Source organism: Pseudomonas sp. E102 (assembly GCF_052660185.1).
The window spans coordinates 954607-967873 of the sequence record NZ_CP084025.1 but is presented as its reverse complement, the minus strand read 5'-3'; the positions used below and the strand labels follow the sequence as shown (position 1 = coordinate 967873).

Below are 13267 nucleotides of genomic sequence, written 5' to 3'. Positions count from 1 at the left end.
ACTGAATGGCACGAGTTTCGCTCTAACCCTTTTAAACACGCCGTGTCCGGCGAGTAGCGAACATTGCGAAGGGTTTATGCCTGCCAGATAAAGCGGACTAAACTCAACTCAGTGTCCTTCGGGACTGATGGATCAGTACGACGCGTAGCCTAGGGCCACCTCACCCCCGCCGGTCAGGATCGATAAAGTTCAGGGGCTCACGCCATATGAAAACGCCCACACAGACCAACGCGATCGACTTTGATAGCGCCAAGTTGCAGCGCCTGGGCCTGGCCCAGCCGTCTCCACTCGTGGCGCGGCCCGTCAGCCTGTCCCAGCTGCGCCAACAACTTGGTCAACAGTTGCAGACCAGCCTGGAACCGCAACGGATCCTTGGCTTGTTCTTCCGCGAAGTGCAACGGCTGGTGCCCTTGGACGCGCTGGCGTATCAGCACAAGCCCAGCGACCTGCGTATGGAATTCGGCCAACGCGGACATCACAACCTCAGCTACAACCTCAGCCATGAGGGCGAACATCTGGGTGAGCTGGTGTTCCGCCGCAATCAGCGCTTTACCGAGTCGGAACAGAGCGACCTGGAATCGACACTGTCTTCGCTGTTTTTTCCGCTGCGCAACGCCTTGCTCTACCGCGCCGCCACCCAAAGCGCCCTACGCGATCCGCTGACCGGCACCGGCAACCGCATCGCGATGGACCAGACGCTGGAACGTGAGATCGACATGGCCCGGCGCCACATGCAGCCACTGTCGCTGTTGATGCTGGACATCGATCATTTCAAGCGGATCAACGACACCCATGGGCATGGTGTCGGCGATGAAGTGCTCAGGGCCGTCGCTGACTCGATCAAAAGCCATCTGCGCAATGTCGACATGGTGTTCCGGTTTGGCGGGGAAGAGTTCCTGATCCTGCTGGCCAACACCAGCCGGGATGCCGCGGCCATGGTCGGCGAACGGCTGCGTTATGCCGCCCAGACCCAGGATTATTTCGCCGGCGGGACAAGGATTGAACTGACCGTCAGCCTCGGCTGCGCGACATTGCTGCCGGGCGAGTCGGCCGAAAGCCTCTTGCGCCGAGCCGACAGTGCGCTGTATGTAGCAAAGCGCGAGGGCAGAAACCGGTTGACGATGGCGGGCTGAAGCCCCAACTGCTTGACGCCGACACACCGCCATCGCGAGCAGGCTCGCTCCCACAGGGGATTGGCGGTGTACATAAGATCTTCACTCACCACAAAACCACTGTGGGAGCGAGCCTGCTAGCGAAGGGGCCGGGTCTGCCAATACAAGATTAACTGCCAGACCGCCATCGCGAGCAAGCTCGCTCCCACAAGGGATTGGCGGTGTACATAAGATCTTCACTCACCACAAAACCACTGTGGGAGCGAGCCTGGTCGCGAAGGGGCCGGGCCTGCCAACGCAAGGTTAACTGCCAGACCGCCATCGCGAGCAGGCTCGCTCCCACAAGGGATTGGCGGTGTACATAAGATCTTCACTCACCACAAAGCCACTGTGGGAGCGAGCTTGCTCGCGAAGGGGCCGGGTCTGCCAACGCAAGGTTAACTGCCAGACCGCCATCGCGAGCAAGCTCGCTCCCACAGGGGATTGGCGGTGTACATCAGATTTTCGATCCCCACAAAACCATTGTGGGAGCGAGCCTGCTCGCGAAGGGGCCGGGCCTGCCAACGCAAGGTTAACTGCCAGACCGTCATCGCGAGCAGGCTCGCTCCCACAAGGGATTGGCGGTGTACATCAGATTTTCGATCCCCACAAAACCACTGTGGGAGCGAGCCTGCTCGCGAAGGGGCCGGGTCTGCCAATACAAGATTAACTGCCAGACCGCCATCGCGAGCAAGCTCGCTCCCACAAGGGATCGGCGGTGTACATCAGATTTTCGATCCCCACAAAACCATTGTGGGAGCGAGCTTGCTCGCGAAGGGGCCGGAACATTCAACACAAGGTTGACGGTTCAGACCGCTTTCGCGAGCAAGCCCGCTCCCACAGGTGGGTCAAGCTATCGGGTATCAGCTACCCGCCAACGCCAGGCGCTCGCGGCTGGGCGGGGTCTTCTCGGCTACGCCCGATTGCTCCAGCTGCATGCATCGTTCCAGGAACAGATACATGTAGTCGTAGCTCTTGCAAACGGCCTGCCGCAGCTCCACCTGCAGCGCCTTGCTCGGGTTCATGCCGGCCAGTGTGCAGATGATTTCCAGCGCTTCCCAAGGGTGGGCATCGTCATATTGGGCATGCATCTTCAGCCATTTCATGGCCCGCTTGCGGTCTTCCTCGGCGAAGGCCGATGCGTAGACGCCATTGGAGCAGACCAGCGCCGACCATTCCCCGGTCGCGCCCTCGATGGCGTAGTTGGTCGCCGCGATCGCCACGATCAGCGAGTCCGCCGAGCTGGTGTGCCAGCACCAATGGCTCAGTGCGTGCAGCTCTGGCGGCACCTGCTGTGCCTGGAGATCCTCGAGCGTCACACCATGGGCGGCGCTCCAGTTCACCCAGTAGTCGGCGTGATTGAGTTCGACACGAATGTTGCGCATCAGCCAGCGACGCGCCATGTCCTCGCCAGGGTGGCGGGCAAAGCGGGTCTTGGTGAGATTCTGTGCCATGTATAAAGCGAACTGTTCAACGACCGGCCAACCACCAATGAGGTAGTGGCGCATGGTCTTGGCGCTGAGCTTGTTGTCACGCATGCGTTGATACAGCTCGTGTTCGACAACCCGGCGCTTGCTCTCGCTGCAATCTGTAATGAGCTGCTGTGCCCATTTCGGATAGCTACTAGCGTCCATGAGCGGGCCTGTTCGGTTGAATGTGTCGATCACTGTCGGGCTCCTTTTGATTGTGATTTTTTGCGGACCAACAAGAGTTTCAGCGGAACGTGCCGGGGGCCTTGAATAACAACGGTTGGGGCCTGGCCGGCCTGCACTGCAATGTGTCACAGGTAAACATTTGTGGACGCTCGATAACATACCCCTGAGCGTAATCCACGCCAATCTCAAGCAATGCCTGTTCGATCTGTACCGTTTCAACGAACTCGGCAATCGTACGCTTACCCATGACGTGGCCGATATGATTGATCACTTCGACCATTGCCCGGTTAATCGGGTCGTCCAGCATATCCTTTACGAAACTCCCATCGATCTTCAGGAAGTCTACAGGTAAATGTTTCAAGTAAGCGAATGAAGACATTCCGGCACAAAAGTCATCCAGGGAAAAGTAACAACCCAAGCCTTTGAGTTCATTGATAAAGCGGATCGCACTGCCCAGATTGGAAATTGCACTGGTCTCGGTAATTTCAAAACAAATCATTTCTGGTGGGATGGCGTACGTCTCAAACTGTTTACGCAGGAAGTCCAGGAATGCCTGATCTCCTATAGTCGTGCCTGACAGATTAATCGCACACATTGCCAACGGACCCCGCCTTGATTCGTTCAGGCACTGGCGAATGATCCTGAAAACATTCTCCACTACCCAACGGTCCAGCGAAGTCATCAGGCCATAACGTTCCGCCGCCGGGATGAAACTGTCCGGCAGGATCATCCGGCCCGCCTCGTCATGCAGGCGCAACAGGATTTCAATGTGACCGCCGCCATGGTCACCCGGACCCAATGCGGCAATTTCCTGGGCGTAGAGACAGAAGCGATTTTCTTCCAGGGCCATATGCAGGCGCTGGACCCAGGCCATCTCGCCGAAACGCAGGGACAGTTCCGAATCGTCGGCATGGTAGACCTGGACCCGGTTGCGCCCTTTTTCCTTGGCCATGTAGCACGCCATGTCCGCGGCCCGCAGGGACGCCTCCAGCGTGGTCGGACTCTGGGCGATGTGCACGAGGCCAATGCTAACGGTGGTCACGAATGGCCGGCCTTTCCATACAAAATGCAGGTTCTGTACGGTCTGGCGCAGACCTTCGGCAATTTTTTCCGCCGCGTCCGGCGAACAGTTTTCCAACAAGATGCCGAACTCATCCCCGCCCAGCCGGGCCAATGTATCGTTTTCCCGCAACCCCGATTGCAGCAGCGCGCAAATATGGCGCAGCAACTCGTCACCCGCGGCATGACCGCACGTGTCGTTGACCAGCTTGAACTGATCCAGGTCGAGAAACATCAAGGCGTGGCGGCCCACTTGCCGAGTCAGGTTATGCAGGGCCTGTTCGAGGCGGTATTCGAATTCGCGACGGTTCGCCAGGCCGGTCAATGCATCGTGCGTGGCCTGCCAGGACAGGTTGGCGATGTACTGCCGCTCCTGGGTCATGTCGTGCAACACCAGCACCGCGCCGCTGACCTTGCCCGCGTGGCGGATCGGCGCACCGACCAGCGTGACCGACACGGTGCTGCCGTCCAGCCTCTGGATCAGCTTGGAATGTTCGCTGCCGCCGCCAAGCCGCCCGCTGAGGATATGCTCGATCAATGTCAGCCCCTCGGTCTGGGCATTGTCGTCGAGCAGATTGAACAGCGCCGCCAGGGGCAGCCCCGCCGCATGCTCGGCTTTCCAGTGCGTCATCGCTTCGGCCGCGGGGTTCATGTAGGCAATGGCGCCTTCAACGTCGGTGGTGATCACCCCGTCGCCGATCGATTGCAGGGTGATCTGCGCCCGCTCCTTCTCTAACTGCAGCGCGTTGGCGAAGACTTGTCGCTGGGCCAGCAATTTATGCGTGCGCAACAGCGCCAGCACGATCAGCCCCAGGGCCGTGGCGAAGTTGGTCACGAGCAACAGGCGCAGGATGAACCGCGACCCCTCGCCCAGCGCATCGCTGAAAGCCTTGGCGGCCGGCGTCACCGAATCGTTGATCGCGAAAATCTGCGCTTTCCAGCCTCGCACGTCGTTTTCCGTCACCTCCCCCGCCGTGATGCTGCGGTGCATTTGTCGCGCGACATTATCCAGCTCGGTGAGGTAGCCATCGCCCACTGTCCAGAGGTCGATGGCTTCTTCCAGGTAACTGAAGTGGCGAAAGTTGAGGTACAGCCAGATCAGGCTGGAAACGTCGTCCGGATGATTCCCGCCCTGGAGGATCCCGGCCCGCGCCGCTTCCAGGTCCGGCGGTTGGCGGTCGAGGGCCACGCGAAGGTCATGGCCGCCCTCAGGCACGGCGATGGCCTGTTGGTATTTGCGGAAAATCGATTCGTCACGGCTGTCGGCATACAAATTGAGGTAATAAATGGCGTCTTTCTGGCCCTTGGACCAAAGACTTTCCCCCGCCACATATCCGCGTACCGCAGACAAGACATACAGGCTGACGCCGCCAAGCAATGCTTGAAATAGCACAACGGCAATAAAGGGCCAGACAATGCCCAACAATCGTGGCGTTCCGAGAGTCCGCTTTTGCTTCATGAGGTCCCTTGCACAAGCATTGCCAATGAGCACCCGCGAGAATTCCGCTCCAGATTCCACAGCCTAGGCTAGTTTTCGATCCTTCGAACGAATGGATCACGGGATCGCTTGGCTTGGGGTGGAGATTCGGACGAATCGGGGGCTCTGGCTGATTTTTTTCCGATACTAAGCACAGAAAAGCAAAGGAAACTCAAGGTCGCTGTATTTGTTGCAAGTGACCATAGAGTCGAGCGTACAAACCACCCTCGGCAATCAGTTGCAGATGGTCGCCGTCTTCGGCGATTTGCCCGCCGTCGAATACCAATACCCGGTCGGCCTGTTTCACCGCCGATAACCGGTGGGCGATGATCAAGGTGGTGCGCCCGTGCAGGAACTTCGCCAATGCCTGGTGCAGGTTATATTCGGTGGCGGCGTCCAGCGCCGATGTGGCTTCATCGAGAATCACCACCCGGGGGTCGGCCAGGACCATGCGCGCAATCGCCAGTCGCTGACGCTGCCCGCCCGACAACCTCACCCCGGATCGACCCACAACACTCTCCAGCCCCATGGGCAGCGCCCGCACTGTCGATTCGAGCTGGGCGATCGCCAGTGCTCGCCAGCAATCCTCATCGCTGCAATCGCGACCCATGGACAAATTGGCCCGCACCGTGTCGTTGAACAGCGCCGGGTGCTGAAGCACCACCGCGACATTTTCCCGGATGGTTTCCAGGCCGATTTCCTGTTGGCTCGCGCCCCCGAACCGAATACTGCCGGCCTGTGGCGTATAGAGCCCCAACAGCAGTTGCACCAGGGTGCTTTTTCCGCCACCGCTGGCCCCGACGATTGCGACCTTTTCCCCCGGCGAGATGGACAGGTTCATCTGATCGAGCACCCGCTCCTCGCCGTAGCCAAAACTGAGTCCCTGGATGTCGATGCCTACCGTGTCCCGCCCTTTGAATGGGTCGACGCCACCGTCGTACTGAGGCTCATCGGCGCGGGCCAGCAATTCGTTGATGCGATTCAAGGCGCCGGACGCCGCGTAATAGGCGTATTGCAGGTTCAGCAGTTGCTCGACTGGGCCAATCATGAACCACAAGTAGCTGAACACCGCGAGCATCTGGCCCACGGACAGGTCCGAAAACAACACGGTGAGCATGGCCGCGGCGCGGAAAATGTCGATGCCGAACTGGAACAGCAGGCCACTGGCACGGTTCGAGGCGTCGGTTTTCCATTGTGAATTCACCGCGTAGTCCCGGACATCCCGGGCACGCATCCCCAATCGTCCGAGGAAAAATCCCTGGCGGTTACCGGCGCGTACTTCCTGGATGGCATCCAGGGTTTCTGTCAGCGCCTGGGTGAAACGCGAGGTGCTGTCGTTTTCCAGCTTCTTCAGGTGCTTGACCCGCTTGCCCAACTGCACCGTGGCGTAGATCACCAACGGATTGAACAACAGGATCAGCAGCGCCAGCTTCCAGTGCATCCACATCAGGATCCCGGCGGTGCCCACCAGAGTCAGCATGGCCACCAGGAACCGGCTGAGGGTTTCGCCGACGAACTTGTCGAGAGTGTCCAGGTCGGTGACCAGATGGGTGGTCACGGTGCCGCTGCCCAGGCTTTCGTATTCGCCGAGGGAAATGCGTTTGAGGCGTTCAATCAGCCGGATACGGATGCGATAGACGATGTCCTTGGCCAGGCTGGCGAATAAACGGGCCTGCAAGACGTTGAACAGCAATGCGCCGCAACGCAGTGCCAACGTCACGAGCAGCATCAACCCAATGTAGCCGGCCGCACTCTGCCAGGCCGCCGGCAGCGCATGATTCATGACCTTCAATGCCGCGTCGCCGTGACCCAGCAGGACTTCGTCCACCAGTAACGGCAGCAACAACGGGATTGGTACGCTGCACAGCGTCGCCAGCACGGCAACGCCGTTGGCGATCCACAGGGCTTTCTTGTGCTTGAGGGCCAAGCGACGGATTTCCGCCCAGCTCAACCGATCGATGCGCCGCGTGGCGGATACGCCATCACCGGGCAGGTCAGGCACAGGCCGCGCGCTCCAACCAGCGGCCCAGCAGCGGGGCCAACTGATCCAAAGGTTGGTAGCCGTTGGTCAGCAAGGCCAATTGGCCGTCCCGTTCGGCCAGCAGCGTGGGGAACCCGGCGATGCCCAGGTCTTGTACCCAAGTGAAATCAGCGGCCGTGGCGGCATGCTGATCGGCGCGATCGAAGGCGGCGGCAAACTCGATGCGAGGCAGCCCGGCCTGCTCCGCCAGTTCCACCAGGACGCTGGCGTGGGTCACGTCGCGACCCTGTGCATAAAAAGCCTGCTGGATCAGCTTCATCAGCGTCCAGGCCATGTCCGGCGCCAGGCTGCGGGCCGTCACCAGCGCGCGGCAAGCGGGCTCGGTGTCGTAGACAAAACCGTCCGGTAGCGCACCCTCGAGCTTGAACGGCTGGCCGGTGGCCTGGGTGACCGCCTGCCAGTGTTCCAAGATGTAGCGCCGAGTCGTCGGCTCCAAGGCCGAACCGCTGCCAGTGCGCAAGCCGCCCACCACCAGGTGCAATTCCACGCCCGCGGCCTGCGCCTGCTCGGCCAACGCCTCGGCCACCGGCGCGAAGCCCCAGCACCAGGAACACATCGGGTCCATCACATACAGCAGGCGCGACGCCATGGCTCAAGCCTCGGAAGGTGTTTGCTTGTAGTTGTAGCCGATCGGGTGCGGCATGTTGCGGGCCTTGGCCAGTTCGATCTGCTTTTGCCGGTCGATGGCGCTGCGGCGGGTCTTCTCGCTCAGCTTGTCCCAGCAGTGCGGGCAACTGATCCCGGGCACGTAGTGCTCGGAGGCGCGATCTTCAACGCTCACCGGCGTACGGCATGCATGACATTGATCGTAGTCGCCTTCGCTGAGATCGTGGCGCACGGTCACGCGGTTATCGAATACAAAGCAGTCGCCGCGCCATTTGGTTTCTTCCTGGGGCACCTCTTCAAGGTATTTAAGGATGCCGCCCTTGAGGTGATAGACCTCGTCGAAACCTTGGCCAAGCATATAGCTCGACGCTTTTTCACAACGAATGCCACCGGTGCAGAACATCGCCACTTTCTTGTGCCGGGTTGGGTCGAAGTGGGCTTTGATGTAGTCGGGGAATTCTCGGAAGCTGGTGGTCTTGGGATCGATGGCGCCTTCGAAGGTGCCGATGGCCACTTCGTAGTCATTGCGCGTGTCGATCAGCAGGACTTCCGGATCGCTGATCAAGGCGTTCCAGTCTTGCGGCTCGACATAGGTGCCAACCTGCTTGTTCGGGTCCACGCCGTCGACGCCGAGGGTGACGATTTCTTTCTTGAGCTTGACCTTGGTGCGGTAGAACGGCTGCTCGTCGCAGTACGACTCCTTGTGGTCGATATCATCCATGCGCGGGTCGTTCTTGAGCCAGGCCATCAATCCGTCAATCCCTTCGCGGGTGCCGGAAACGGTGCCATTGATGCCTTCCTCGGCGATCAACAACGTGCCTTTGATGCCGTTGTCGAGCATCGCCTTGAGCAGGGGCTCGCGCAGCTCGACGTAATCTTCCAGGGTGACGAACTTATACAGTGCCGCCACGACAATGGGTGGTGTCATGGGTATTTCTCCAGGTGGCTACCCTCGCAAAGGGTGAACCGGATGCGAAAAAAAACGCGCCGGGTAAGCGGCGCGGTGCGGATTCTAGCAAAAACATATGTATTGCAGGGCTGCAATTGCAAGGCCGGACACTGCCCTGTGGCGAGGGGATTTATCCCCGCTCGGCTGCGAAGCAGGCGCCAGGCTTCCTTCCGGATGGGCCTGCTTCGCAGGCCAGCGGGGATGAATCCCCTCGCCACAACAAGCTACTTCACCCATGACAATCAGTGCTTGCTGCCTCCGGCACAGGTCGGCGAAGCCGGGGCCGCGTCGATCTGGGCCCATTCTTGCGGCGTGTAGGTGTGCAGCGCCAGTGCATGGAATTCGCCCATCAATTCGCCCAGCGTGCCGTAGACCATCTGGTGACGCTTGACCCGATTGAGCCCCTCGAACTGTCGGCTGACCACGACCGCCTTGAAGTGGGTCTGCAACCCACGGCTGTGCATGTGGCTTTCGTCCAGCACTTGCAAGTGCTCGGGCTGCAGAAGCCCAAGGGTCGATTCAATGCGTTGTTGCATGCTCATGCCAGGGCTCCGCTTATGGCTTTTTCTTGGCCGGGGCAGCGGCTTTCGGCTCGAGCTCGGCGGTCATGTCCGCCAGCAGCTTGTTGACCACCGGCACCGCGCTTTCCAGCTTGGCCTGGGTCAGTTGCGCCGATTGCTGGGTCAGCTGGGGCATTTTTTCCAGGACTTTCTTGCCCAGGGGAGACTGATAGAAGGACACAAGTTCCTTGAGCTCCGATTCGCTGAAGTTGCTGGTGTAGAGCTTGACCATGTCCGGCTTGAGCTTGTTCCAGCCGATGGCCTGGTCCAGCGCGGCATTGGCCTTGGCCTGGTAGGTCTCCAGCGTGGCCTTTTTCGACTCGGGAGCTTTGGTCTGCTCGAAGCGCTGGGCAAACATCTGCTGTACTTGCATGTAGACGGGGGTACCCAGCTTGTCGGCATGCGCCAGGGTCAGGAACGCTTCGGCACTGGCGTTGTGGCTGGCGGTATCGGCGAAGACAGGGCCGCTGGCACACACCAGAGCAACGGCGGTACAGATGGCACGAAGACGGGTCATCGAGTTTCCTTTTCTAACAGGCGAGGTAAAACCCCAAGGGCGATCATTCTGCGCCTAATAAACGCCGGGGCTCAACCCCGACCCTTGGCGGGGCCGATTGACGGACAGAACCGCGCACTCCTAGATTGAGGGGTGATTGAGGGAACCGCTGGCGCCCACCAGGGCCTAAACTGCGCATTCAGACCTACAGGAGTTTGACCCGATGAGCCGTATTGAAACCGACAGCCTTGGCCAGGTTGAAGTCCCGGATGAAGCCTATTGGGGCGCACAGACACAGCGCTCCATGATCAACTTTGCCATCGGCAACGAACGCATGCCGCTGTCGGTGTTGCACGCTTTGGCGCTGGTCAAAAAAGCCGCCGCGCGGGTCAACGACCGCAACGGTGACCTGCCCGCCGACATCGCCCGCCTGATCGAGCAGGCCGCCGACGAGGTGCTGGCCGGCCAGCATGACGACCAGTTTCCTCTGGTGGTCTGGCAGACCGGCAGCGGGACCCAGAGCAACATGAACGTCAACGAGGTCATCGCCGGGCGCGCCAATGAGCTGGCGGGCAACCCGCGAGGCGGCAAGAGCCCGGTTCACCCCAACGACCACGTCAACCGTTCCCAGAGTTCCAACGACTGCTTCCCCACCGCGATGCACATCGCCGCCGCCCAAGCCGTCTACCAGCAATTGCTGCCGGCCATCAGCGAGTTGTCGGGTGGTCTCGCGGAACTGGCGGCGCGCCATATGAAGCTGGTCAAGACCGGCCGTACCCACATGATGGACGCCACGCCGATCACGTTCGGCCAGGAACTGTCCGCGTTCATCGCCCAACTCGATTATGCCGAACGAGCGATCCGCGCCGCCTTGCCGGCCGTCTGCGAGCTGGCCCAGGGCGGCACGGCGGTGGGCACAGGGCTCAATTCCCCCCATGGTTTTGGCGAAGCGATTGCCGCTGAGTTGGCGGCGTTGTCCGGCTTGCCCTTCGTTACCGCGCCGAACAAGTTCGCTGCGCTGGCGGGCCATGAGCCGCTGACCACATTGTCCGGCGCGCTGAAGACCCTGGCCGTGACCCTGATGAAAATCGCCAACGACCTTCGCCTGCTGGGTTCCGGGCCGCGAGCGGGGTTTGCCGAGGTGAAATTGCCGGCCAACGAGCCGGGCAGTTCCATCATGCCTGGCAAGGTCAACCCGACCCAGTGCGAAGCGTTGTCGATGCTCGCCTGCCAAGTCCTGGGCAACGACGTGGCCATCGGTTTCGCTGCCAGCCAGGGTCACTTGCAGCTGAACGTGTTCAAGCCGGTGATCATCCACAACCTGCTGCAATCGATCCGCCTGCTGGCCGATGGCTGCAGCAACTTCCAACAGCACTGCATCGCCGGCCTCGAACCGGATGCCGAGCAGATGGCGGCGCACCTGGAACGCGGATTGATGCTGGTGACGGCGCTGAACCCGCACATCGGCTACGACAAGTCGGCGGAAATCGCCAAGAAAGCCTACAGCGAGGGGCTGACCCTGCGGGAGGCCGCGTTGCAGCTGGGGTACCTGACCGATGAGGAGTTCGAGGCCTGGGTCCGGCCGGAGAACATGCTGGAGGCCGGTGGGCAGGGTTGAGTTTGTTGTCCTGAAGGCCGCCATCGCGAGCAGGCTCGCTTCCTCAGGGGCCTGTGTGGGCCGTGATGTCGGGTCCACAGACGAACCCCTGTGGGAGCGAGCCTGCTCGCGATGGCGCCAGCAGGCTCGACATCACCATACATGACACCCACCTACGCTCCCTCAGCGATCTAGCGACCCACCGCCAAACGCTCGCGCCGGGCCCTGAGCCCGGCGATGAGCGATGGTCCCAACGCCACCAGCGCGGATCCCAGCACGACCAACACCGCCCCGCCATACCCCAAAACGTTGATCTGTTCGGCATGGACATACTCGGGCCACCACCAGGCGGCCATCGCCACGGCGGCGAACGTCACCAGCGGCGTGATCGCCAGGGTCGCGCTGACCCGCGAGGCTTCCCAATGGGCCAGCGCCTCGGCAAACGCACCATAAGCAATCAACGTGTTGAGGCAGCAGGCGAGCAACAGCCAGCCCTGCAATGGGGTCAGTTGCAACGCCTCCAGCGGATGAACCCAAGGCGTGAGCAACAACGCGCAGAACAGGTAGATCACCATCATCACTTGCAATGAATTCCAGACCGTCAGCAGTTGCTTCTGGCCCAGGGCATAAAACGTCCAGACCGTCGACGCAGACAGCACCAGCAAGACCCCGGCGGTGTAGTCGCTCAACGACGTCAGCAACTCGGTGAGACGCTGGTTGAAGAACAGCGCAAAACCAATCAGCAACACCAGCAGGCCAATGCCCTGCCCCACGCTGAAACGCTCCTTGAATACAAACAGACTGGCGACCAGCAGCATGATCGGCCCCATCTGCACCACCAGTTGCGCCGTACCGGGACTCAGGCGGTTCAGGCCCATCAGGTACAGGACGTAGTTACCCACCAGCCCCAACACCGCCATCACCACCAGCCAGCCGCCACGCGGGCCAAGCACCTTGCGGCTGGGCAGGCGCCGTGTCGCCGCCAGGTAAACGAAGAGCAACCCGCCGGACACCGTCAGCCGAAACCAGGTCACCGTCACCGGATCCATCACTTGCAGCACTTGCTTGAGCTTGATCGGCAGGATTCCCCACAACAGGGCGGTCAACAAAGCCAGAAGAAGCCCGTAGACCCAGCGACCGGACGATATGTGCATGCAACCCTCGAAGCCCTCGATATGAACGCCCATTCTAGGCTCGGATCGATCGGTGGCACAGGCACAATCGGGCATTTGGCGCCGACGCAATTGTACGGGTCGCTAGCCGTCGATCGGCTGGACAGGCGCAAACCTGCGACACCACATATGCTCAATTGAGACAACCACGCAGCCCCCATGGAGACCCGAAATGCCAGGAACGCGCGCAAACGATACAGACGCCCCCAAGACAGTATTCCGCAGTGACCGGATCTGCCGGGTGAATGGCGAATTTTATTACAATACGCGCGAAGGCACCCAGGAAGGTCCGTTCGAAACTCGTGAGGCGGCGGAGCAGGAGATTGCGGCATACATCCAACGGATGCAGAAGTTGCCCAAGGTGGCTGAACAGTTTGCAGCTCCCGTGGCGAGGGAGCTTGCTCCCGCTGGGCCGCAAAGCGGCCCTTCTATGGTTCATACCCAGTAAAAAGGGGCAACTGCTTCGCAGCCGAGTGGGAGCAAGCGCCCTCGCCACGAAGCTCC

General features: G+C 60.7%; 10 protein-coding genes and 1 pseudogene. 3 read left to right on the top strand and 8 right to left on the bottom strand.

Annotated features, from left to right (window positions below):
- Positions 1-206 precede the first annotated feature (206 nt).
- Positions 207-1133 (top strand): GGDEF domain-containing protein, encoded by a 927-nt coding sequence (locus tag DOCECA_RS04605; protein ID WP_420767781.1) that lies wholly within the window; start codon positions 207-209, stop codon positions 1131-1133.
- Between the two features lie 881 nt (positions 1134-2014).
- On the opposite strand, the gene DOCECA_RS04600 is transcribed toward DOCECA_RS04605, so the two are convergent.
- The 7 genes from DOCECA_RS04600 to DOCECA_RS04570 all read right to left on the bottom strand — a co-directional run bounded on the left by DOCECA_RS04600 (position 2015) and on the right by DOCECA_RS04570 (position 10015).
- Positions 2015-2785 carry a TenA family transcriptional regulator gene (locus DOCECA_RS04600; RefSeq protein WP_420767904.1) on the bottom strand — a complete coding sequence of 257 codons (771 nt, stop codon included), beginning with the start codon at positions 2783-2785 and terminating at the stop codon, positions 2015-2017.
- A 79-nt stretch (positions 2786-2864) separates the two neighbouring features.
- Positions 2865-5324, bottom strand: coding sequence for an EAL domain-containing protein (locus DOCECA_RS04595; RefSeq protein WP_420767905.1), 2460 nt, complete (start codon positions 5322-5324; stop codon positions 2865-2867).
- 190 nt (positions 5325-5514) lie between these two features.
- Positions 5515-7344, bottom strand: coding sequence for an ABC transporter ATP-binding protein (locus DOCECA_RS04590; RefSeq protein ID WP_434563050.1), 1830 nt, complete (start codon positions 7342-7344; stop codon positions 5515-5517).
- Positions 7337-7939, bottom strand: coding sequence for a DsbA family protein (locus DOCECA_RS04585; RefSeq protein WP_420767913.1), 603 nt, complete (start codon positions 7937-7939; stop codon positions 7337-7339). The genes DOCECA_RS04590 and DOCECA_RS04585 overlap by 8 nt, the downstream gene beginning before the upstream one ends.
- Before the next feature lie 36 nt (positions 7940-7975).
- Complete coding sequence (trhO, locus tag DOCECA_RS04580) at positions 7976-8917, bottom strand: oxygen-dependent tRNA uridine(34) hydroxylase TrhO (protein WP_420767907.1); 942 nt, start codon at positions 8915-8917, stop codon at positions 7976-7978.
- Between the two features lie 263 nt (positions 8918-9180).
- Positions 9181-9480: a BolA family protein gene (locus DOCECA_RS04575; RefSeq protein ID WP_420767908.1), complete on the bottom strand. Its 300-nt coding sequence runs from the start codon at positions 9478-9480 to the stop codon at positions 9181-9183.
- 13 nt (positions 9481-9493) lie between these two features.
- The gene (locus tag DOCECA_RS04570) at positions 9494-10015 is read right to left on the bottom strand and encodes a DUF2059 domain-containing protein (protein WP_420767909.1); all 522 of its coding nucleotides are present in this window, start codon (positions 10013-10015) and stop codon (positions 9494-9496) included.
- Between the two features lie 202 nt (positions 10016-10217).
- Here DOCECA_RS04570 and DOCECA_RS04565 point away from each other — a divergent pair, with 202 nt between their 5' ends.
- Complete coding sequence (locus DOCECA_RS04565; protein ID WP_030141034.1) at positions 10218-11612, top strand: class II fumarate hydratase; 1395 nt, start codon at positions 10218-10220, stop codon at positions 11610-11612.
- 170 nt (positions 11613-11782) lie between these two features.
- Here the strand turns inward: DOCECA_RS04565 and DOCECA_RS04560 are convergent, their stop codons facing one another.
- A complete protein-coding gene (locus DOCECA_RS04560; RefSeq protein ID WP_420767914.1) occupies positions 11783-12745 on the bottom strand; it encodes a DMT family transporter in 963 nt (320 codons plus the stop codon).
- Positions 12746-12935: 190 nt separating this feature from the next.
- Between DOCECA_RS04560 and DOCECA_RS04555 the strand changes: the two are divergent.
- Positions 12936-13130: pseudogene (locus tag DOCECA_RS04555) on the top strand (DUF6316 family protein); the annotation flags it as partial.
- Positions 13131-13267 lie beyond the last annotated feature (137 nt).